At 71.4% G+C, this 18822-nt stretch carries 12 protein-coding genes; 5 read left to right on the top strand and 7 right to left on the bottom strand.

All coding sequences use genetic code 11. The features are described from left to right. Nucleotides 1-63 precede the first annotated feature (63 nt). A complete protein-coding gene (locus ACFZDE_RS15720; protein WP_391200243.1) occupies nucleotides 64-2466 on the top strand; it encodes a helix-hairpin-helix domain-containing protein in 2403 nt (800 codons plus the stop codon). A 112-nt stretch (nucleotides 2467-2578) separates the two neighbouring features. Next, a complete protein-coding gene (locus ACFZDE_RS15715; protein ID WP_391200241.1) occupies nucleotides 2579-3127 on the top strand; it encodes a putative glycolipid-binding domain-containing protein in 549 nt (182 codons plus the stop codon). Here ACFZDE_RS15715 and ACFZDE_RS15710 read toward each other — a convergent pair. After that, nucleotides 3124-4764, bottom strand: coding sequence for an ATP-binding cassette domain-containing protein (locus ACFZDE_RS15710; RefSeq protein ID WP_391200239.1), 1641 nt, complete (start codon nucleotides 4762-4764; stop codon nucleotides 3124-3126). The genes ACFZDE_RS15715 and ACFZDE_RS15710 overlap by 4 nt on opposite strands. Before the next feature lie 29 nt (nucleotides 4765-4793). Next, nucleotides 4794-5816 (bottom strand): oxidoreductase, encoded by a 1023-nt coding sequence (locus tag ACFZDE_RS15705; RefSeq protein WP_391200238.1) that lies wholly within the window; start codon nucleotides 5814-5816, stop codon nucleotides 4794-4796. 66 nt (nucleotides 5817-5882) lie between these two features. Between ACFZDE_RS15705 and ACFZDE_RS15700 the strand changes: the two genes are divergently transcribed. Continuing rightward, a complete protein-coding gene (locus ACFZDE_RS15700; RefSeq protein WP_390995949.1) occupies nucleotides 5883-6833 on the top strand; it encodes an FAD-dependent oxidoreductase in 951 nt (316 codons plus the stop codon). A gap of 569 nt (nucleotides 6834-7402) precedes the next feature. Here ACFZDE_RS15700 and ACFZDE_RS15695 read toward each other — a convergent pair. The 3 genes from ACFZDE_RS15695 to ACFZDE_RS15685 form a co-directional block, all read right to left on the bottom strand. Continuing rightward, nucleotides 7403-9127, bottom strand: a complete 1725-nt coding sequence (locus ACFZDE_RS15695; protein ID WP_390995946.1) for a BCCT family transporter — start codon at nucleotides 9125-9127, stop codon at nucleotides 7403-7405. 85 nt (nucleotides 9128-9212) lie between these two features. Further along, a complete protein-coding gene (locus tag ACFZDE_RS15690) occupies nucleotides 9213-10496 on the bottom strand; it encodes a M14 family zinc carboxypeptidase (protein ID WP_391200236.1) in 1284 nt (427 codons plus the stop codon). Further along, nucleotides 10493-12451, bottom strand: a complete 1959-nt coding sequence (locus ACFZDE_RS15685) for a Xaa-Pro dipeptidyl-peptidase (RefSeq protein WP_391200235.1) — start codon at nucleotides 12449-12451, stop codon at nucleotides 10493-10495. Before ACFZDE_RS15685 ends, ACFZDE_RS15690 begins: the two co-directional genes overlap by 4 nt. Before the next feature lie 211 nt (nucleotides 12452-12662). Here ACFZDE_RS15685 and ACFZDE_RS15680 point away from each other — a divergent pair, with 211 nt between their 5' ends. Continuing rightward, entirely contained in the window at nucleotides 12663-14156 is a 1494-nt protein-coding gene (locus ACFZDE_RS15680) for a M1 family aminopeptidase (RefSeq protein WP_391200234.1), read from the top strand. A 76-nt stretch (nucleotides 14157-14232) separates the two neighbouring features. Here the strand turns inward: ACFZDE_RS15680 and ACFZDE_RS15675 are convergent, their stop codons facing one another. Continuing rightward, nucleotides 14233-15699: an amino acid permease gene (locus tag ACFZDE_RS15675; protein WP_391200233.1), complete on the bottom strand. Its 1467-nt coding sequence runs from the start codon at nucleotides 15697-15699 to the stop codon at nucleotides 14233-14235. Between the two features lie 220 nt (nucleotides 15700-15919). On the opposite strand from ACFZDE_RS15675, the gene ACFZDE_RS15670 reads away from it, so the two are divergent. Further along, nucleotides 15920-16642 (top strand): MerR family transcriptional regulator, encoded by a 723-nt coding sequence (locus ACFZDE_RS15670; protein WP_391200232.1) that lies wholly within the window; start codon nucleotides 15920-15922, stop codon nucleotides 16640-16642. Here ACFZDE_RS15670 and ACFZDE_RS15665 read toward each other — a convergent pair. Further along, entirely contained in the window at nucleotides 16628-18814 is a 2187-nt protein-coding gene (locus ACFZDE_RS15665) for a 3-hydroxyacyl-CoA dehydrogenase NAD-binding domain-containing protein (protein ID WP_391200231.1), read from the bottom strand. The genes ACFZDE_RS15670 and ACFZDE_RS15665 overlap by 15 nt on opposite strands. Nucleotides 18815-18822 lie beyond the last annotated feature (8 nt).

Below are 18822 nucleotides of genomic sequence, written 5' to 3'. Positions count from 1 at the left end.
CGGGTGTCGGCGCCACCTGCCACAATTGCCGCGCAACCTCAGCGGAGAAGGCGGTACGGGATCGTGACGACACCCGGGTCCATCGGGTCCATCAACGCAGTGTCCATCGAAGGCAGGATCGCCGAGGAGCTCGGCGTACGGGAGCGGCAGGTCAGGGCCGCCGTGGAACTGCTCGACGGCGGTTCTACGGTGCCCTTCATCGCCCGCTACCGCAAGGAAGCGACGGAGATGCTCGACGACGCGCAGCTGCGCACCGTCGAGGAGCGGCTGCGCTATCTGCGGGAGCTGGAGGACCGGCGGGCGGCGATCCTGGAGTCGGTGCGCGAGCAGGGCAAGCTCACCGAGGAGCTGGAGGCGAGCATCCGGGGCGCCGAGACGAAGGCGCGCCTGGAGGACATCTACCTCCCGTACAAGCCCAAGCGGCGCACCAAGGCGCAGATCGCCCGTGAGGCCGGACTCGAGCCGCTGGCGGAGGGGCTGCTCGGCGATCCGTCGGTCGACCCCCTCGCCGCGGCCGCCGCGTTCGTCGACGCCGACAAGGGCGTCGCCGATCCGCAGGCCGCGCTCGACGGCGCCCGGGCGATCCTCACCGAGCGGTTTTCGGAGGACGCCGACCTGATCGGCGAGCTGCGTGAGCGCATGTGGGTGCGCGGGCGGCTGGCCGCCAAGGTGCGGGACGGCAAGGAGGAGGCGGGGGCCAAGTTCTCCGACTACTTCGACTTCGCCGAGCCGTTCACCGACCTGCCCTCGCACCGCGTCCTCGCGATGCTGCGCGGCGAGAAGGAGGAGGTCCTCGACCTCGTCCTGGAGCCCGAGGAGCAGACGGACGGCCCCTCCTCGTACGAGGGGATCGTCGCCCACAGGTTCGGCATCGCCGACCGGGGCCGCCCCGGCGACAAGTGGCTGAAGGACACGGTCCGCTGGGCGTGGCGCACCCGCATCCTCGTCCACCTCGGCATCGATCTGCGGCTGCGGCTGCGCACGGCCGCCGAGGACGAGGCGGTGCGGGTCTTCGCCGCGAACCTGCGGGACCTGCTGCTGGCCGCCCCCGCGGGCACGCGCGCGACGCTCGGCCTGGACCCCGGCTTCCGTACGGGTGTGAAGGTCGCCGTGGTCGACGCGACCGGCAAGGTCGTCGCCACGGACGTCATCCACCCGCACGTGCCGGCCAACCGGTGGGACGAGGCCATCGCCAAGCTGGCCCGGCTCGCCAAGGAGCACGCGGTCGAGCTGGTGGCCATCGGCAACGGCACCGCCTCCCGCGAGACCGACAAGCTCGCCGGGGAACTGATCACCAAGCACCCCGAGTTGAAGCTCACGAAGGTGATGGTGTCCGAGGCCGGGGCGTCGGTGTACTCGGCGTCCGCGTTCGCCTCGCAGGAGCTGCCCGACATGGACGTGTCGCTGCGCGGCGCCGTGTCGATCGCCCGCCGGCTCCAGGACCCGCTGGCCGAGCTGGTGAAGATCGACCCGAAGTCGATCGGCGTCGGTCAGTACCAGCACGACCTGTCCGAGGTGAAGCTGTCGCGCTCGCTGGACGCGGTGGTCGAGGACTGTGTGAACGGCGTGGGAGTGGACGTCAACACGGCGTCGGCCCCGCTGCTCGCCCGGGTCTCCGGCATCACCTCCGGGCTCGCCGAGAACATCGTGGCGCACCGGGACCAGAACGGGCCGTTCAAGGCTCGCGGGGAGCTGAAGAAGGTGGCGCGGCTCGGCCCGAAGGCGTACGAGCAGTGCGCGGGCTTCCTGCGGATCCGCGGCGGCGACGACCCGCTGGACGCGTCGAGTGTGCACCCCGAGGCGTACCCGGTGGTCCGGCGCATGGTGAAGACCGCCGGGCAGGAGGTCGCCTCGCTCGTCGGCAACACCGGGGTGCTGCGCTCGCTGAAGCCGCAGGACTTCGTGGACGAGACGTTCGGTCTGCCCACCGTCACCGACATCCTGAAGGAGCTGGAGAAGCCCGGCCGCGACCCGCGTCCGGCCTTCAAGACGGCCGCCTTCAAGGAGGGCGTGGAGAAGATCTCCGACCTGGCGCCCGGGATGGTCCTGGAGGGCGTCGTGACGAACGTCGCCGCGTTCGGGGCGTTCATCGACATCGGCGTCCACCAGGACGGTCTGGTGCATGTGTCCGCGATGTCCAAAACGTTCGTGAAGGACCCGCGGGACGTCGTGAAGCCCGGTGACATCGTCAAGGTCAAGGTGCTCGACATCGACATCCCGCGCAAGCGGATCTCGCTGACCCTGCGTCTGGAGGACGAGGCCGCCCCGCAGGGGCAGCAGGGCGGCGGCTCGGGTGAGCGGCGGCAGCGTGGGGGGCGTCCGCCGCAGCAGCGGCAGGGCGGGCGTGGTGGCCGTGGCGGTGGTGGCGGTGGTGGCGGTTCGCGTCAGGCGCCGCCGCCTGCCAACAGCGCGATGGCCGATGCGCTGCGCCGCGCGGGGCTGGACCCCAAGGGCGGCAAGCGCTGACGGCTCCGCCGGGAGATCGTGGGGAGCTGCGGGGCCGTTGTGGCTGGTCGCGCAGTTCCCCGCGCCCCTGGGAAAGAGGCGCTTCGCGCCCTTTCCGTTCTAGGGTTGCCGCATGCGTGCCATCACCTGGGAAGTGTCCGGGAGCCAGGGGTTCGAGACCGCCTGGATCCAGCTCGGAGAAGGCGTGCTGCGGGCGCGTGGGCGGGTCGTCGGTACCGTTCCGGAGCCGTACTGGATCTCGTACGACCTGGAGACCGCCGAAGGATTCGTGACCAGGCGGTTGACTGTCGAGGCGGAGGCCGAGGCCGGGACCCGCACGCTCGATCTCCTCCACGACGGCCATGGCCGGTGGACCGCGAACGGCGAGCCGCTCGCGGACGTCGACGGAGCCCTCGACTGCGATCTCGGGCTGTGCCCGCTCACCAACACCATGCCGGTGCTGCGGCACGCGCTCCACCGGGAGCCCGGGGAGCGGGAGTTCCTGATGGCCTGGGTGTCGGTGCCGGATCTGGCCGTGCGGCCGTCGCGGCAGACCTATACACATCTGCGGCCGGGGCGCGTCCGCTTCGCCTCCGGCGACTTCCGCAGCGATCTGGAGTTCGACGAGGAGGGGTTCGTCGTCGACTACCCGCAGCTGGCCGGGCGTCTGACGGCCCGTTAGCGCTCCGTCACCTTGCCGTCCGCCACCTCCAGGCGGCGGGTGACGTGCACCGCGTCGAGCATGCGGCGGTCATGGGTGACCAGCAGGAGGGTGCCCTCGTAGGCGTCGAGGGCGGACTCCAGTTGCTCGATGGCGGGCAGGTCCAGGTGGTTGGTCGGCTCGTCGAGGACCAGGAGGTTGACGCCCCGGCCCTGGAGCAGCGCCAGGGCGGCGCGGGTGCGCTCGCCCGGGGAGAGGCTCGCCGCGGGGCGCAGGACGTGGTCCCTCTTGAGGCCGAACTTGGCCAGGAGGGTGCGGACTTCGACCGGTTCGGTGTCCGGGACCGCCGCGCGGAACGCGTCGAGCAGGGACTCCTCGCCGTGGAACAGCTGGCGGGCCTGGTCCACCTCGCCGAGCAGGACGCCGGAGCCCAGCGCCGCGTGCCCGGCGTCCAGCGGGACGCGGCCGAGGAGGGCGGCGAGCAGCGTGGACTTGCCGGCGCCGTTCGCGCCGGTCACCGCCACCCGGTCCGCCCAGTCGATCTGCAGGGAGACGGGGCCGAGGACGAAGTCGCCGCGGCGCACCTCGGCGTCCCGCAGGGTCGCGACGACGGCGCCCGAGCGCGGGGCCGACGCGATCTCCATGCGCAGCTCCCACTCCTTGCGGGGCTCTTCGACGACGTCGAGGCGCTCGATCATGCGCTGGGTCTGACGGGCCTTCGCCGCCTGCTTCTCGCTGGCCTCGCTGCGGAACTTGCGGCCGATCTTGTCGTTGTCGTTGCCCGCCTTGCGGCGCGCGTTCTTCACGCCCTTGTCCATCCAGGAACGCTGCGTCTGCGCGCGGTCCTGGAGGGCCGCCCTTTTGTCGGCGTACTCCTCGAAGTCGTCGCGGGCGTGCCGGCGGGCGACCTCCCGCTCCTCCAGGTAGGCCTCGTAGCCGCCGCCGTAGAGGTTGATCTGCCGCTGGGCCAGGTCGAGTTCGAGGACCTTGGTGACGGTGCGGGTGAGGAACTCGCGGTCGTGGCTGACGACGACCGTGCCGGCGCGCAGGCCGCTCACGAAGCGCTCCAGGCGTTCCAGGCCGTCCAGGTCGAGGTCGTTGGTCGGTTCGTCGAGGAGGAAGACGTCGTAGCGGGACAGCAGCAGGGAGGCGAGACCCGCGCGGGCCGCCTGGCCGCCGGACAGGGACGTCATCGGCTGGTCGAGACCGACGGCGAGACCGAGGCCGTCGGCGACCTCCTCGGCGCGTTCGTCGAGGTCGGCGCCGCCGAGGCCGAGCCAGCGCTCCAGGCTGGTGGCGTAGGCGTCGTCGGCGCCGGGCGCTCCGTCGACCAGGGCCTGGGTCGCCTCGTCCATGGCCCGCTGGGCCTCGGCGACGCCGGTGCGGCGGGCCAGGAACGCCCGGACGGTCTCACCGGGGCGGCGGTCGGGCTCCTGTGGGAGGTGGCCGACGGTGGCGGTCGGCGGGGACAGGCGCAGTTCGCCCTGCTCGGGCGCGGTGAGTCCGGCGAGCATCCGGAGCAGGGTGGATTTGCCCGCGCCGTTGGCGCCGACCAGGCCGATCACGTCGCCGGGCGCGACGACGAGGTCGAGTCCGGTGAACAGGGAGCGGTCGCCGTGGCCGGCGGCGAGGTTCTTGGCGACGAGGGTGGCAGTCATCAGAGCGCCGATCCTAACGGCCGGGCCGCTCAGTGGTTCACGGCCGTCACCAGGACGCTCCCGGAGGTGCGTGCCACGACGTACGACCTGCCCCTGACGGCCTTGGCGTCGAGGGCGAGGTGGTGCCGGCCGGTTTCGAGGACGCCGTCGAAGATCTCGTGGGTGTGGGTGCGGGAGAGCCGGTCGAGGCGGTACGCGGTGAGGGTGACGCGGCAGGTGGAGGTGACCTCGACGTCGGCGCCGTCGCCGGTCGCGGTGAGGCCGGTGAGGCGGCGTCGGCCGGCCGGGCTGCGGTCCAGGGCGTGTTCGATCTGGGCGACCAGGAGCGGGACGACAGGGGCGAGGCCGTCGACATGGGCGACCGGGACCCCGGCGCGCTCGAAGGCCCGGCGCACGGCGGCACGTTCCTGCTCACCGGCCGTGTGGCCGAGGACGACGGCGCCGTAGCCGCGGAGTTCGTCGGCGGGTACGCCGTCGGCGTCATGGGCGATGTCGGCGCCGACGCCGATGGTGCGCAGGGCGGCGGCGAGCTTGGCGAGGACGGCGACACGGGCGCCGATCAGCAGGACCCGGCGCCGGGGGTCGGGGGCGGAGCCGTTCAGCAGGGCGCTCAGTGCCGTGCGGTACTCGGTGCCGCGGAAGCGGAACGGGCCGATGCCGTGGTAGCCGTTGAGCTCCAGGTCGGCCGTGTCGTCGGTCTGCCAGGCGAAGTCCCGCCAGATGACGTCCTCGCCGTCGCCCTGGATGACGGCGGTGACGGCTCCGCAGGCCAGGTCCTCGCACTCGGGGCAGCCGTAGACGACGTACCGGCCGCCCGGTAACGGCGCCGGGCTCTGCAGGAGCAGGCTGCGGACCTGCGCGGTGAAGATCGCCGGTGGGACGTCGGAGGCGAGCGGGGAGACCGCGTCCAGGTCGGAGAGCTGGAACAGCAGCGGGCGCCCGTCGACGATGAAGTCCACGAAGTCCCGGTGGACCTGGTAACCGCCGTCGTGGAGGACTCCCCCGGCTCGCATCGCGGGAGCCAGGCCGAAGGTCGCGTACTCGGCACACATACGGTGAGTATCCCCACACTGCGCGTGATGTGAGCACGGCATGACACATTCCGCTACGGTCCCGGCATGGCGAATGAGGCGAGTGGCGAGATCGTGGTGGTGGGCGGCGGGGTGGTCGGTCTGACGACCGGCCTGGTTCTCGCGGAGCGTGGGGCGTCGGTGCGGGTGTGGACGCGGGACGCCGTCGGGGCGACCACCTCCGCCGTTGCGGGCGCGCTGTGGTGGCCGTACCGGATCGAACCGGTCACGGCGGCCCGTGCGTGGGCGCTGCGGTCCCTGGAGGTGTACGAGGATCTGGCGGCGCGGGCCCCACTGGCCGGCGTACGCATGGTCGAAGGGGTACTGGGCGAGACCGGTCTCGACGAGGCCGACGGGTGGCTGGCGGGCCGGGTGCCGGGGTTGCGGGCGTCCACGGCCGACGAGTACGCGGGTACGGGTGTCCGGGCCCGGCTGCCGCTCATCGACATGCCGGCTCATCTGCCGTGGCTGCGGGAGCGGTTCGTCGCCGCGGGCGGGGTGGTAGAGGAGCGTACGGTGTCCGCCTTCTCGGAGGTGGACGCGCCGGTGGTGGTCAACTGCACGGGGCTCGCGGCTCGGGAACTCGTGCCCGATCCCTCCGTACGGCCCGTGCGCGGCCAGTTGGTCGTCGTGGAGAACCCCGGGATCGACACCTGGCTGGTCACCACCGACGCGGCCGGGGAGCACGCGTATCTGTTCCCGCAGCCGGGCGGACTCGTCCTCGGCGGGACGTCCGAGGAGGACGCGTGGTCGCTGGAGCCCGACCCGGCGGCGGCCGAGGCGATCGTCCGCCGCTGTGCGGCACTCCGGCCGGAGATCGCCGGGGCCCGTGTGCTGGAGCACCGGGTGGGACTGCGCCCCACCCGCCCGTCGGTCCGTCTGGAGCGCGACGCCCTGCCGGACGGCCGCCCGTTGGTCCACAACTACGGTCACGGTGGCGCGGGCGTCACGGTGGCGTGGGGCTGCGCGGAGGAGGCCGCGCGGCTGGTCTCGGGCTGACGCGGGGCGCGCCCCGTCAGGCGCGGGGCTGTGACATGTGCGGCTCCGCCGCGTGGGCGCGACGAGCCACGGACGGCCGGCGATCAACGAACCCCCCCTGGCCCCGGGGCCGATGCGCACAACTCCACGCGCGGCGCTTGCCGGGGGTGGGGCGCAGGCCGGCACGCGGGGCGCAGGCCGGCACGCGGGGCGAAGGCCGGGACGCGGGGCGAAGACTGATCGCCGGGCTCAGACCGGGACCCGAGCGACCGTCCGAGAACGGGAGGACGGCAGCCGAGACGCGAGCCAGCCGGCACGTCACGCGGCCGAGCGGCGAGACGCAGCCGACAGGACGCGAGGACGGCGGCCGAGACGCGAGGGCGGCGGCCGAGACCCGCGGACGGCAGCCGAGACGCGAGCCAGCCGGCACGTCACGCGGCCGAGCGGCGAGAGGCGGCCGACGGGACGCGAGGACGGCAGCCGAGACCCGAGCGGGCCGGCACGTCACGCAGGTCGAGCGGCGAGATGCGGTCGACGGGACGCGAGGCGGCCCGGGTTGCTGGAATCCGGGCCGCCGCACGTCGTTCGGGTCAGTGCTTGCCGATCGGGTCTCCCTCCACGTCCGGGCCGCGGCCCGGGCCGACGCGGAACTCGAACTCGCCGTCGTACTTCTTGTGGCCTGCCATCACGGCCATCTCGACGGCCTCGGAGCCCATCTGCTCGCGCACGACCACCGGGTCACGGCGCAGGTCGCGCATGAGGGCGACACACATGAAGATCATCACGATGACGAACGGCGCCGCCGCGAGGATCGTGAGGTTCTGCAGACCCGTCAACGCGTCGCCCTGGCCACTGCCGACCAGGAGCATGATCGCGGCCACCGCTCCGGTGACCACACCCCAGAACACCACCACGAACCGGCCCGGTTCCAGCGCGCCCTTCTGCGACAGGGTGCCCATGACGATGGAGGCCGCGTCGGCGCCCGAGACGAAGAAGATGCCGACGAGGATCATCACGAGCAGGCTGGTGGCCGTGGCGATGGGGAACTGCTGGAGCACGCCGAAGAGCTGCCCCTCCGGGGTCGCTTCCTTGCCGAGCTGCCCGTCCTCCTGCATCTTCATGGCCGAGCCGCCGAAGATCGCGAACCAGATCAGGCTGACCGTGCTGGGCACGAGGATGACACCGCCGACGAACTGGCGGATCGTGCGGCCCCGGCTGATGCGGGCGATGAACATGCCGACGAACGGCGTCCAGGAGATCCACCACGCCCAGTAGAAGACCGTCCAGCTGCCCAGCCAGTCGGCCACGCCCTCGCCGCCGCTCGCCTCGGTCCGGCCGGCCAGCTGGGGCAGGTCGCCGAGGTAGGCGAAGACGGAGGTGGGCAGCAGGTCGAGGACGATGATGGTGGGACCGGCCACGAACACGAACAGGGCGAGGATCAGCGCCAGCACCATGTTGGTGTTGGACAGCCACTGAATGCCCTTCTCCACACCGGAGATGGCGGACGCGACGAAGGCCAGGGTCAGCACCGCGATGATCGTGACGAGCAGCCCGGTGCTCACCTTGTCCATCCACTTCAGCTCCTGGACACCGGAGCCGATCTGGAGCGCGCCGAGCCCCAGGGACGCGGCGGAGCCGAAGACGGTCGCGATGATCGCGAGGATGTCGATGGCCCGGCCGATGCCGCCGTTGGCGTTCTTTTTGCCGATGAGCGGGGTGAAGACGGCGCTGATGGTCTGCCGGCGCCGCCTGCGGAAGGTGCTGTAGGCGATGGCGAGACCGACCACCGCGTAGATCGCCCAGGGGTGGAGCGTCCAGTGGAACAGGGTGGTGGCCATGGCCGTCTCCATGCGTTCGCCGGAGTCGGCCGGGTCGGTGCCCGGCGGGGGCGTGCCGTAGTGCGAGAGCGGCTCACTCACGCCGTAGAACATCAGGCCGATGCCCATGCCCGCGCTGAACATCATCGCGACCCAGGACACCGTGCGGAACTCGGGCTCCTCGCCCTCCGCGCCGAGGCGGATACGGCCGTAGCGGCTGATCGCGAGCCAGAGGGCGAAGACGACGAAGCCGGAGGCCGCGAGCATGAACGCCCAGCCGCCGTTGTGCATCAGCCCGCTGAGCATGCTGGTGGAGACGTCTTCGAGGGAGTCGGTGGCGGTGGCGCCCCAGACCACGAAGGCCAGGGTGAGGACCGCCGTGACGCCGAAGACGATGCGGTCGGTCTGCGGCCGCTCCTGACCGGGCAGACCCGCTTCCGACCCCGGCAGCGCGGCTCCCTCCGGGGAGTCCTTGTCGCTTGGTCGTTCTTGCGTCACAGGCGGAACCTTTCATCGGGACAGCGGAGGAAAATGTAGGTCCTCCGTAAACGCTGCTACCACGTGTGGCGGAATTTCACCCCTCTCAACATGCGGTTTCGTATGAACCTCCGGTCAGGTGGTACTCGGCCCGGTCGTCGAGCAGCAGGGGGACGAGGGCCCGCAGTGGCTGACGCAGGGGTACGAGCACGCCGTCGGCGTCCCTGCGTACGCGCACTCCGTGCAGGGCGAGTTCGTCACCGACCTCGGCGTACTGGGGGGCGGTGAGACGGTAGCCACAGGGTGGGTTGGGGATGATTTCATCCGTTTCGGGAGCGTCGTTGTCGGCGCCCCCGACGTACACGGGCCCGGTGTCGGCGTAGCCCGCGAGCCGGGCCCTGGCCGTCGCCGCCTCGATGCGTGCGCGGCGCTGGTCGGTGTACCCGAACATGCCCTTGAGGGCGTCCAGCTGGGAGGTCACCCGGCGCCGGTTGTTGAGCGCCTCGTCCGCCTTCTCGGCGTCGGTCAGCGGATCCACCCGGCTCTCGATGAGCAGCCCCACGGAATGCTTCACACCGGACATATTGCGCAAAATGCGCTCCTGTCCGTCTCCTGCGACCTGCTTGACCGGCTCACCGGTCTCCGGGTCGGTCCAGATACCGTAGGTGCCGGTCGAGTGGCCGGCCCGCTCGGCGGCGGGGCGGACGTACGCCTCGGACAGGGTGCGCGCCTCGTCGTGGACCGCCTCGTGGGTGTTGAGGTTGCGCGGCCACAGGTCGAAGAGGTCCTTGTCGTAGAACCTGGGCGTGGCGCCGTACTCGTGCAGGTCGTAGACGAGGTCGGGGCGCTGGTCGCGGATGACGGCGGCCAGGGCGCGCCCCTCGGCGGTCTTCAGGGCGAGATGGTCGCGGTTGATGTCGACGCCGTCGCCGTTGCCGCGCGTGTTCGCGGCCCGGCCGTCCGGGTTGGCGGTGGGCACGACCAGGACCGTGGTGCGGTCCAGGAAGCGCCGGGTGCGGCTGTCGCGGGCGTACGCCAGGTCGCGGACGGTGGTGAGGCAGGCCTCGCGGCCGGAGGGTTCGTCGCCGTGCTGGCTGCACACGAGCAGCACCTTGACCTTGCCGGCGGCGTCCGGGCGGTTGCCGATCCGTACGAGCTGGAGCGGGCGGTCCTGCTTCGTCGTGCCGAAGCGGGTCATGGAGACCCGGCCACTGGCCCGGTCGACGGCCTTGAGGAAGTCCTGTTCCTCGGGCTGGGTGGTCCAGCGGGCGCCGTCGGACTGCTCGAAGCCGGTGCGGGGCGGGGGATCCCCGGCCGCCTGGGCCGGTGCGGCGATCAGGCAGGCGGTGAGGGCCGCGGCGGTCGTGGTCAGGGCTGCTGCGCGGATCACTGGCTCGCCTCCGGGACGCGGTGGGTGGTGCGCGGCTCCCGCACGCCGTCCAGGAACGTGGCGTCGGGGACGGCGGGGGCGGTGCCCGCGGTGGCGCGGGCGAAGGCCGCGGCTGAGCCGGTGAACGGGACGCGCGCCGAGGTACGGGAGAGGTCCAGCGTGAGCTTCGGCCGGTCGGCGGGCGGGTCGATGAGGCCCTGGTCGGTGCCCGCGACGATCAGCGCCAGGCGGTGGCCCTTCGGGACGACATGGTCGGTCGCCGCGAGGTCGAGGGTGATCGTGTACCGCTTGCCCGGGGTGAGCGGAGAGCCCTTGTGCCCGGAGGCGTGGTTGCCGAGGTCGGCCCAGCCGCGGCTGACGACGGTGTAGTCGACGTCGGCGGTCTTGGCCTTCGTCTCCTTGAAGCAGGAGCTGTCCGCGGGGGTGCTCGCGCCCCAGCAGGTGCGGTCGGTCAGGGTGGTGATGCCTTCGCCCGCGTCGGCGTAGTCGCGGATGGTGGCGGGGCCCAGGTCCACCAGGACGGCGGAGAGGTGGGCCGTCGGGGTGGAGGGCGTCGCGGTGACGGTGACCTCGGAGGAGCCGGACAGGCGCAGGTCCCGGGTGAGCGGCCGGGTGGTGAAACCGGCCTTCTCGGGGGTCGGTTCGTCGATCCGGGCCGCCCAGTCGGTCTCGCCGAGCTTCGGGTCGTCGGTGAAGGTTTCCGTGCCGTGGCCGCGGTGCAGGCCGAGGGTGCCGACGCCGGCCTGGGTGCCGCGGTCGGGGCGCAGGGTGGCGGTGCGGGTGCCGCTCGGCGGCCAGACCCGGGAGGTTTCCCACTGGCCGGGGGCGCGCTCGATGTCGGCCATGGGCTCGCGGTCGATGCCGTTGTCGATGCCCTTGAGTTCGTGGTCGAACCAGCGGTGCAGCGTCTCGACCCAGGCGCCGCGCCGGAAGTCGAAGGGGTCGACGTGGCCGGTCTGGGACAGCCAGATCTTGCGCTCGACGCCGTTCTTCGCGAGGGCGTTCCACCACGGGCCGACGTGCTTCATGCGGACGTTGAGGTCCTGCATGCCGTGGATCAGGAAGACGCTGGCCCTGACCTTGCGCGCGGCCTTCACATAGTCCCGCTCGGTCCACAGCGGGGTCCAGTCGCCGGTGCGCGGCGCGCCGTCGACGAGCTTGTGCTGGACGGCCTGGCACTTGGCGCGGGCGTCGGGGCTGTCGACGTAGTCCGACAGCCACTCGGGGCCGGAGTCGTAGAGGGGGGCACCCTGCTGGAAGTAGTAGTCGTACCAGGAGGAGATGGCGCTGATCGGGACGATGGTCCTCAGGCCCTTGACACCGGTGGCGGCGACGCCGTTGGCGATGGTGCCGTCCCAGCTCTTGCCGATCATGCCGGTGCGGCCGTTGGTCCAGCCGGCCCGGGCGCGGGTGGTGCCGGTGCGGGTCGTGTAGGCCTTGGCCCGGCCGTTCAGCCAGTCGACGACGGCCTTCGCGGACTGGATGTCGGAGCGGCCGCCGACGTCGACGCAGCCGTCGGAGCGATTGGTTCCGGCCAGGTCCACACCGACGAAGGCGTATCCGCGCGGGACGAAGTAGTTGTCGTAGTAGAGCGGCATCTGTGCGACACGGCCCTGCGCGTCATAGGTCTTCTTCTGGCTCTCGTTGCCGCGCCCGCAGCAGGAGTAGTACGGGCTGGCGTCCATGATGACGGGGACCTTGCGGCCCTGCCGGGCGGTTTCGCGGGGGCGGACGATGTCGACGGCGACCCGGCGGTCGGGCTTGCCGTCCCGGTCGCCGTCGAGACCGGTGTCCACCCAGACGGCCTCGCGGATGGCGTCCCGGTAGGAGTGGACGGGTTCGCTCCCGCGCGGGGCGGCCTGTGCGGTCACCGGGGTGAGCAGGGTGGCCAAGAGGGCGGCCGTGGCCGCCGTCGCGAGCGGTCTCCAGGTCGTGAAGCGCGTGCGTTTCGGCATGCGCCGGACGGTACATCGGTGAACTCCCGTTCAGAAGAGGGCAGCTGACGGACCGGCGTGTCCGGGGTGGGGCCAGGGGCGAGGGGTCTCATGTCGGCCGAATGGCGATCGTGTGACAGCAGGGGCCATGGACATGATCAGGGGCACAGGGAGTCAATAGGCTCCGCACAGACCCGGACAGACCCCGGAACCCTACGACTTGGAGCCTTGCGTGCACCGCAGAATCATCGCGCCGGGAGCCCTGGCAGCGGCCGTACTCCTGCTGGCGATCCCGGCATCGGCCGCCCGCCACTCCCCCGGCGCCCCGGGTATCGGCGACCCCTACTACCCGGCCTACGGCAACGGCGGCTACGACGTCACCCACTACGACCTGAGGCTGAAGTACCAGCCCGCCACGGACGAGCTGGAGGGCACGGCGACCCTCGTGGCCCGTGCCACGCAGGACCTGACGAGCTTCAACCTGGACTTCCTGCTGGACGTCGACGAGGTACGCGTCAACGGCGCGAAGGCGTCGCTGCGGACCTCGGGCGAGCAGGAGCTGGAGATCACTCCCAGGACCCCCCTGGCCAAGGGCGCGCCCGTCACGGTCGTCGTGCGCTACCGCGGGGTGCCCTCGTCGAAGCAGGCCTTCGGTTTCACCAGCTGGCACCGCACACCCGACGGCGGTGTCGCCGCGAACGAGCCCGAGGCGGCCGCGTGGTGGTTCCCGGCCAACGACCACCCGCTGGACAAGGCGACCTACGACGTCTCCGTGCTGGTCCCTGACGGCACCCAGGCCATCTCCAACGGCACGCTCCAGTCGACGAGTTCGAAGCTCGGCTGGACCCGCTGGAACTGGCGGTCCGACAAGCCGCAGGCCACCTACCTCGCCACGCTCGCGGTCGGGAAGTTCGACATCACGACCGGCACGACCGAGGGCGGCATCCCGGTCCTCAACGCCTACAGCAAGGACCTGGGCGCGAACGCCGGCGCGGCGCGGGCGAGCATCGAGCGGACCGGGGAGATCGCCGACTGGCTGGCCGGGTACTTCGGGCCGTATCCCTACAGCGCGCTCGGCGGGTATGTGCCGAACACGAACACCGGTTACGCGCTGGAGACCCAGACCCGGCCGTTCTACAGCCCGCGGCAGTTCGCGGCCGGGTCCAACGTGTCGGTCGTCGTCCATGAGCTGGCCCACCAGTGGTACGGCGACGCGGTATCGCTCAAGCGCTGGAAGGACATCTGGATCAACGAGGGGTTCGCGCGGTACGCGCAGTGGCTGTGGTCCGAGCACGAGGGCGAGGGCACCGCGCAGGAACTCGCCGACCACGTGTACGCCTCGCATCCCGCCGACGACCCGTTCTGGACGGTGAGGCCCGGGGACCCCGGACCGGAGAACCAGTTCGACCTCGCGGTCTACGACCGTGGCGCACTGGCCGTGCAGGCGCTGCGCAACGAGGTCGGCGACGAGGCGTTCTTCGCGATCCTCAGGGGCTGGCCGGCGAAGTACGCCCATGGCAACGCCTCGGTGGCGGACTTCCGGCGGTACGCGGAGGAGGTCTCGGGCAAGCCACTGGCCGCGCTCTTCGACACCTGGCTGTTCCAGCCGTCGAAGCCGGGGGCACCGGCGGCCCGGGCCGCGGCGGTGGCCACGAGCGCCGAGGATGTGCCCCGGCCCAGGTCGTGGAAGCGGATCGCCGCGACGAACGGGGTGCACGGGCACTGATGTCCGCGGGGGTGTGACACCCGGCATGCCGAACGGGCCCCGCCGTGGATGGTGGGGCCCGACAGGCCGTGACCTGCTACTTCGTCAGCTGCGACAGTTCCTGGTCCGCGGTGCGGGAGACGCGGCGGCGGATGCCGAACCAGCCCGCGACCAGCATGGCCGCGATCAGCGGGATGAGGAGGAGGGTCTTGCGGCCGACCTCGGGGTCGTTCCACATCATGCCGAGGCAGGCCAGCAGGAAGGCGATCGTGGTGATCTCCGTGACCGGGCTGAAGGGGAGCCGGAAGGAGGGCCGGGTGACCTGGCCCTCCTTGGCGCGGCGGACGAAGACCAGGTGACAGACCATGATGATCACCCAGGTGCTGATGATGCCGAGGGAGGCGACGTTCAGCACGATCTCGAAGGCCTGGGCCGGCACGAGGAAGTTCAGGCCGACGCCGAGCACACACACCCCGCAGGTCAGCAGGATGCCGCCGTAGGGAACCTGGCTGCGGTTCATGCGCGCGGTGAACTTCGGGGCGGAGCCCGCCATCGCCATGGAGCGCAGGATGCGGCCCGTGGAGTACAGGCCGGAGTTGAGGGAGGACATGGCGGCCGTCAGGACCACCAGGTTCATCACGTCGCCCGCGGCCGGGACGCCGATCTTCGACAGCACCGTGACGAAGGGGCTCTGGTCGGCCGAGTAGGCCGAGCCGGGCAGCAGCAGGGCGAGGAGGACGACGGAGCCGACGTAGAACAGGCCCACGCGCCACATGATGGAGTTCACCGCGCGCGGGACGACCTTCTCCGGCTCGGCGGTCTCGCCGGCGGCGACACCGACCAGCTCCAGCGCGGCGTACGCGAAGATCACGCCCTGCATGACCAGGACGACGGGCATCATGCCGTGCGGGAAGACGCCGCCGTTGTCGGTGATGACGCTCATGCCCGGCGTCCGGCCGCCCACCTCGTGCGACGTGGCGAGCAGGAAGATGCCGATGAACATGAAGCCGACGAGCGTGGCGACCTTGATGATCGCGAACCAGAACTCCATCTCGCCGAAGATCTTCACCGAGATGAGGTTCACGGCCAGCACCACCGCGAGGGCGACCAGGGCCAGCACCCACTGCGGGATGTCGGTGAACAGGCTCCAGTAGTGCGTGTAGAGCGCGATCGCGGTGATGTCGGCGATACCGGTGGTCGACCAGTTCAGGAAGTACATCCAGCCGGCGACGTACGCGCCCTTCTCGCCGAGGAACTCGCGCGCGTACGACACGAAGGAGCCGGAGGACGGGCGGTAGAGGACGAGCTCGCCGAGGGCACGGACCACGAAGAAGGCGAAGACGCCGCAGACCAGGTAGGCGATCGCCAGCGCCGGGCCCGCGTTGTGCAGACGGCCGCCCGCGCCCAGGAACAGCCCCGTGCCGATCGCGCCCCCGATGGCGATCATGTTGACGTGGCGGGCCTTGAGGTCCTTGCTGTAGCCGGCGTCGCCCGCGTCCGCGGGCACTGCGGCCGCATCGGTACGCGGCGTGGCCGCAGCCGTGTTCACGGCGTCCTTGCTCACGGTGGATCCACTTCTCTGGTGCATCCGAGCGGGTCACGCTCGGCTTCCGGACGTACATAAGGTCTGCGCCCCCTGTAGAGGCACAGACCAAGGGGCCACCTTCCCCCACACCTCACGGCCCACGCGGTGGCATACGTCACAGAGCGCGACTTCTCACACGGGGCCCTCCTCGGAGTCCGGAAGGTTTCACAGCACTGGTGAGACAGCGATACTGCTGCACATGACGACCGACGCCGAGGAGCCGACCCTCACGATCGACGAGCTGGCCGCCCGGACCGGTGTCACGGTGCGCACGGTCCGCTTCTACGGCACGAAAGGCCTGTTGCCGCCGCCGGTGCTCGGTCCGCGGCGCGTGGGGCACTACGGGCGTGAGCATCTGGCCCGGCTGGCGCTGATCGAGGAGTTGCAGCGGCAGGGCATGACGCTGTCCGGCATCGAGCGCTATCTGCGGCAGCTGCCGTCGGACCTGAGTGCGCACGACCTCGCCATCCACCGGGCCGTGGTGGCCTCCTGGGCGCCGGAGGCCGTCGAGACGGTCACGCGGGCGGAGCTGGAGCGGCGGGCCGGACGGCCGCTCGGCGACGAGGACGTCGAGCGGCTCGCCGCGATGGGCGTGATCCGGCCCGCGGACGGCGGCTACGAGGCCGACCTCGGCCTGCTCCGGCTCGGCGCGGGACTGCTCGACGTGCCGCTCTCCCAGGAGGCGATCTTCGCCGCGCGCACGGTCCTCGTCGAGCACGCGCGCGCCGCGGCCCGGGAGCTGTCCCAGCTCTTCCGCGGTGAGGTGGCGGAGCGCGACGCGCGGGACGTGCGCTCGCTGTCCGCGCACATGCACCCACTGGTGGTGCAGGCGCTCCTCACCGCGTTTCAGCGGTCGCTGAAGGAAGAGCTGGGCGAATGGCTCACCGGGCCGTCGGGCTCCGGCGACTCAGCCGCGGGCTGAGTCGCTGAAGCGCTCTCCCCGCTCGGCCTTGTCCACCAGCAGCGCGGGCGGGGCGAAGCGCTCCCCGTACTGCTCGGCGAGTTCACGCGCGCGGGCCACGAAGCCGGGCAGGCCTCCCTCGTAGCCGTTGATGTACTGGAGCACGCCGCCGGTCCAGCCCGGGAAGCCGATGCCGAAGACGGAGCCGATGTTGGCGTCGGCGACGGAGGTGAGCACGCCCTCCTCCAGCAGCCGGACGGTGTCCAGCGCCTCGGAGAACAGCATGCGCTCCTGCATGTCCCGGAACGGGATCCGGTGGCCCGGCTTGGTGTAGTGCTCGCGCAGGCCGGGCCACAGGCCGGTGCGCTTGCCGTCGTCGCCGTAGTCGTAGAAGCCGGCGCCGCCGCTGCGGCCGGTGCGGCCGAACTCGTCGACCATGCGGTCGATGACGGCCTCGGCGGGGTGGGCCGTCCAGGTGCCGCCCGCCTCCTCGACCGCGCGCCGCGTCTCGGCCCGGATCTTGCGGGGCAGGGTCAGCGTCAGTTCGTCCATCAGGGAGAGCACCTTGGCCGGGTAGCCGGCCTGGGCGGCGGCCTGCTCGACCGAGGCGGGCTCGATGCCCTCGCCGACCATGGCGACGCCCTCGTTGATGAAGTGGCCGATGACGCGGGAGGTGAAGAAGCCGCGCGAGTCGTTGACGACGATGGGCGTCTTGTTGATCTGCCGGACCAGGTCGAAGGCGCGGGCGAGGGCCTCCTCGCCGGTGCGCTCGCCCTTGATGATCTCCACCAGCGGCATCTTGTCGACCGGCGAGAAGAAGTGCAGTCCGATGAAGTCGCCCTGGCGCTCCACGCCTTCGGCGAGGGCGGTGATGGGCAGGGTGGAGGTGTTGGAGCAGAGCAGCGCGTCGGGCTCCACGACGTGCTGGATCTCCTGGAACACCTTGTGCTTGAGGGAGGTGTCCTCGAAGACGGCCTCGATGACGGCGTCACAGCCGGCCAGGTCCTGGGCCTCGGCGGTGGGGGTGATGCGGGCGAGCAGCGCGTCGGCCTTCTCCTGGGACGTACGGCCCTTGGAGACGGCCTTGGCGCACAGCTTCTCGGAGTAGCCCTTGCCCTTGAGGGCCGCTTCCAGGGAGACGTCCTTGAGGACCACCTCGATGCCGGCGCGGGCGCAGGAGTAGGCGATGCCGGCGCCCATCATCCCGGCGCCGAGGACGGCGACCTTGCGGACCGGGCGGGGCTCGATGCCCTTGGGCCGGTTCGCGCCGGAGTTGACGGCCTGGAGGTCGAAGAAGAACGCCTGGATCATGTTCTTCGAGGTCTGGCCGGCCGCGAGGTCCACGAAGTAGCGGGCTTCGATGACCTGGGCGGTCTCGAAGTCGACCTGGGAGCCCTCGACGGCCGCGGCGAGGATGTTGCGCGGGGCCGGGTAGGGGGCGCCATTGGTCTGCTTGCGCAGGGTCGCCGGGAAGGCGGGCAGGTTCGCGGCGAACTTGGGGTTGGCCGGTGTGCCGCCCGGGATGCGGTAGCCCGGCTTGTCCCAGGGCTGCTGGGACTCGGGGTTGGCGTCGATGAAGGCGCGGGCCTTGGCGAGCATGTCCTCCGGGCTGTCGGCGACCTCGTCGACGAGGCCGTTGTCCAGGGCGCGGCGCGGGCTGTACTGCGTGCCCTGGAGGAGGACCTTGAGCAGGGCGTCGGCGATGCCGAGCAGGCGGACGGTGCGGACGACGCCGCCGCCTCCGGGCAGCAGACCGAGGGTGACCTCGGGGCAGCCGATCTTGGAGCCGGGCGCGTCGAGGGCGACGCGGTGGTGGCAGGCGAGGGCGATCTCGTAACCGCCGCCGAGGGCGGCGCCGTTGAGGGCGGCGACGACGGGCTTGCCGAGGGTCTCGATGCGGCGCAGGTTGCGCTTGATGGCCATGCCGCCGTCGAACAGCTCCTGGGCCGTCTCGGGGGTGACGCGGATGAGGTCGCGCAGGTCGCCGCCGGCGAAGAAGGTCTTCTTGGCGGAGGTGATGATGACGCCCCGGATGGAGTCCTTCTCGGCCTCCAGGCGGTCGGTGACGGCGGCCAGCGAGTCGCGGAACGCCTGGTTCATGGTGTTCGCGGACTGGTCGGGGTCGTCGATGACGAGGGTGACGAGGCCGGTGCGGTCCTGTTCCCAGCGGATGGTGGTGGATTCAGTGCTCATGTGGAGGT

This window comes from Streptomyces sp. NPDC007929 (assembly GCF_042959065.1).
Classification (GTDB): domain Bacteria; phylum Actinomycetota; class Actinomycetes; order Streptomycetales; family Streptomycetaceae; genus Streptomyces.
Note: the sequence above shows the minus strand (reverse complement) of the source record. Positions and strands in the feature narration are given on the sequence as shown.

Coding starts and splice junctions, on each gene's coding strand:
- ACFZDE_RS15715 (WP_391200241.1), top strand. CDS start 2,579: ATGCGTGCCATCACCTGGGAAGTGTCCGGGAGCCAGGGGTTCGAGACC.
- ACFZDE_RS15710 (WP_391200239.1), bottom strand. CDS start 4,764: ATGACTGCCACCCTCGTCGCCAAGAACCTCGCCGCCGGCCACGGCGAC.
- ACFZDE_RS15705 (WP_391200238.1), bottom strand. CDS start 5,816: ATGTGTGCCGAGTACGCGACCTTCGGCCTGGCTCCCGCGATGCGAGCC.
- ACFZDE_RS15700 (WP_390995949.1), top strand. CDS start 5,883: ATGGCGAATGAGGCGAGTGGCGAGATCGTGGTGGTGGGCGGCGGGGTG.
- ACFZDE_RS15685 (WP_391200235.1), bottom strand. CDS start 12,451: ATGCCGAAACGCACGCGCTTCACGACCTGGAGACCGCTCGCGACGGCG.
- ACFZDE_RS15670 (WP_391200232.1), top strand. CDS start 15,920: ATGACGACCGACGCCGAGGAGCCGACCCTCACGATCGACGAGCTGGCC.
- ACFZDE_RS15665 (WP_391200231.1), bottom strand. CDS start 18,814: ATGAGCACTGAATCCACCACCATCCGCTGGGAACAGGACCGCACCGGC.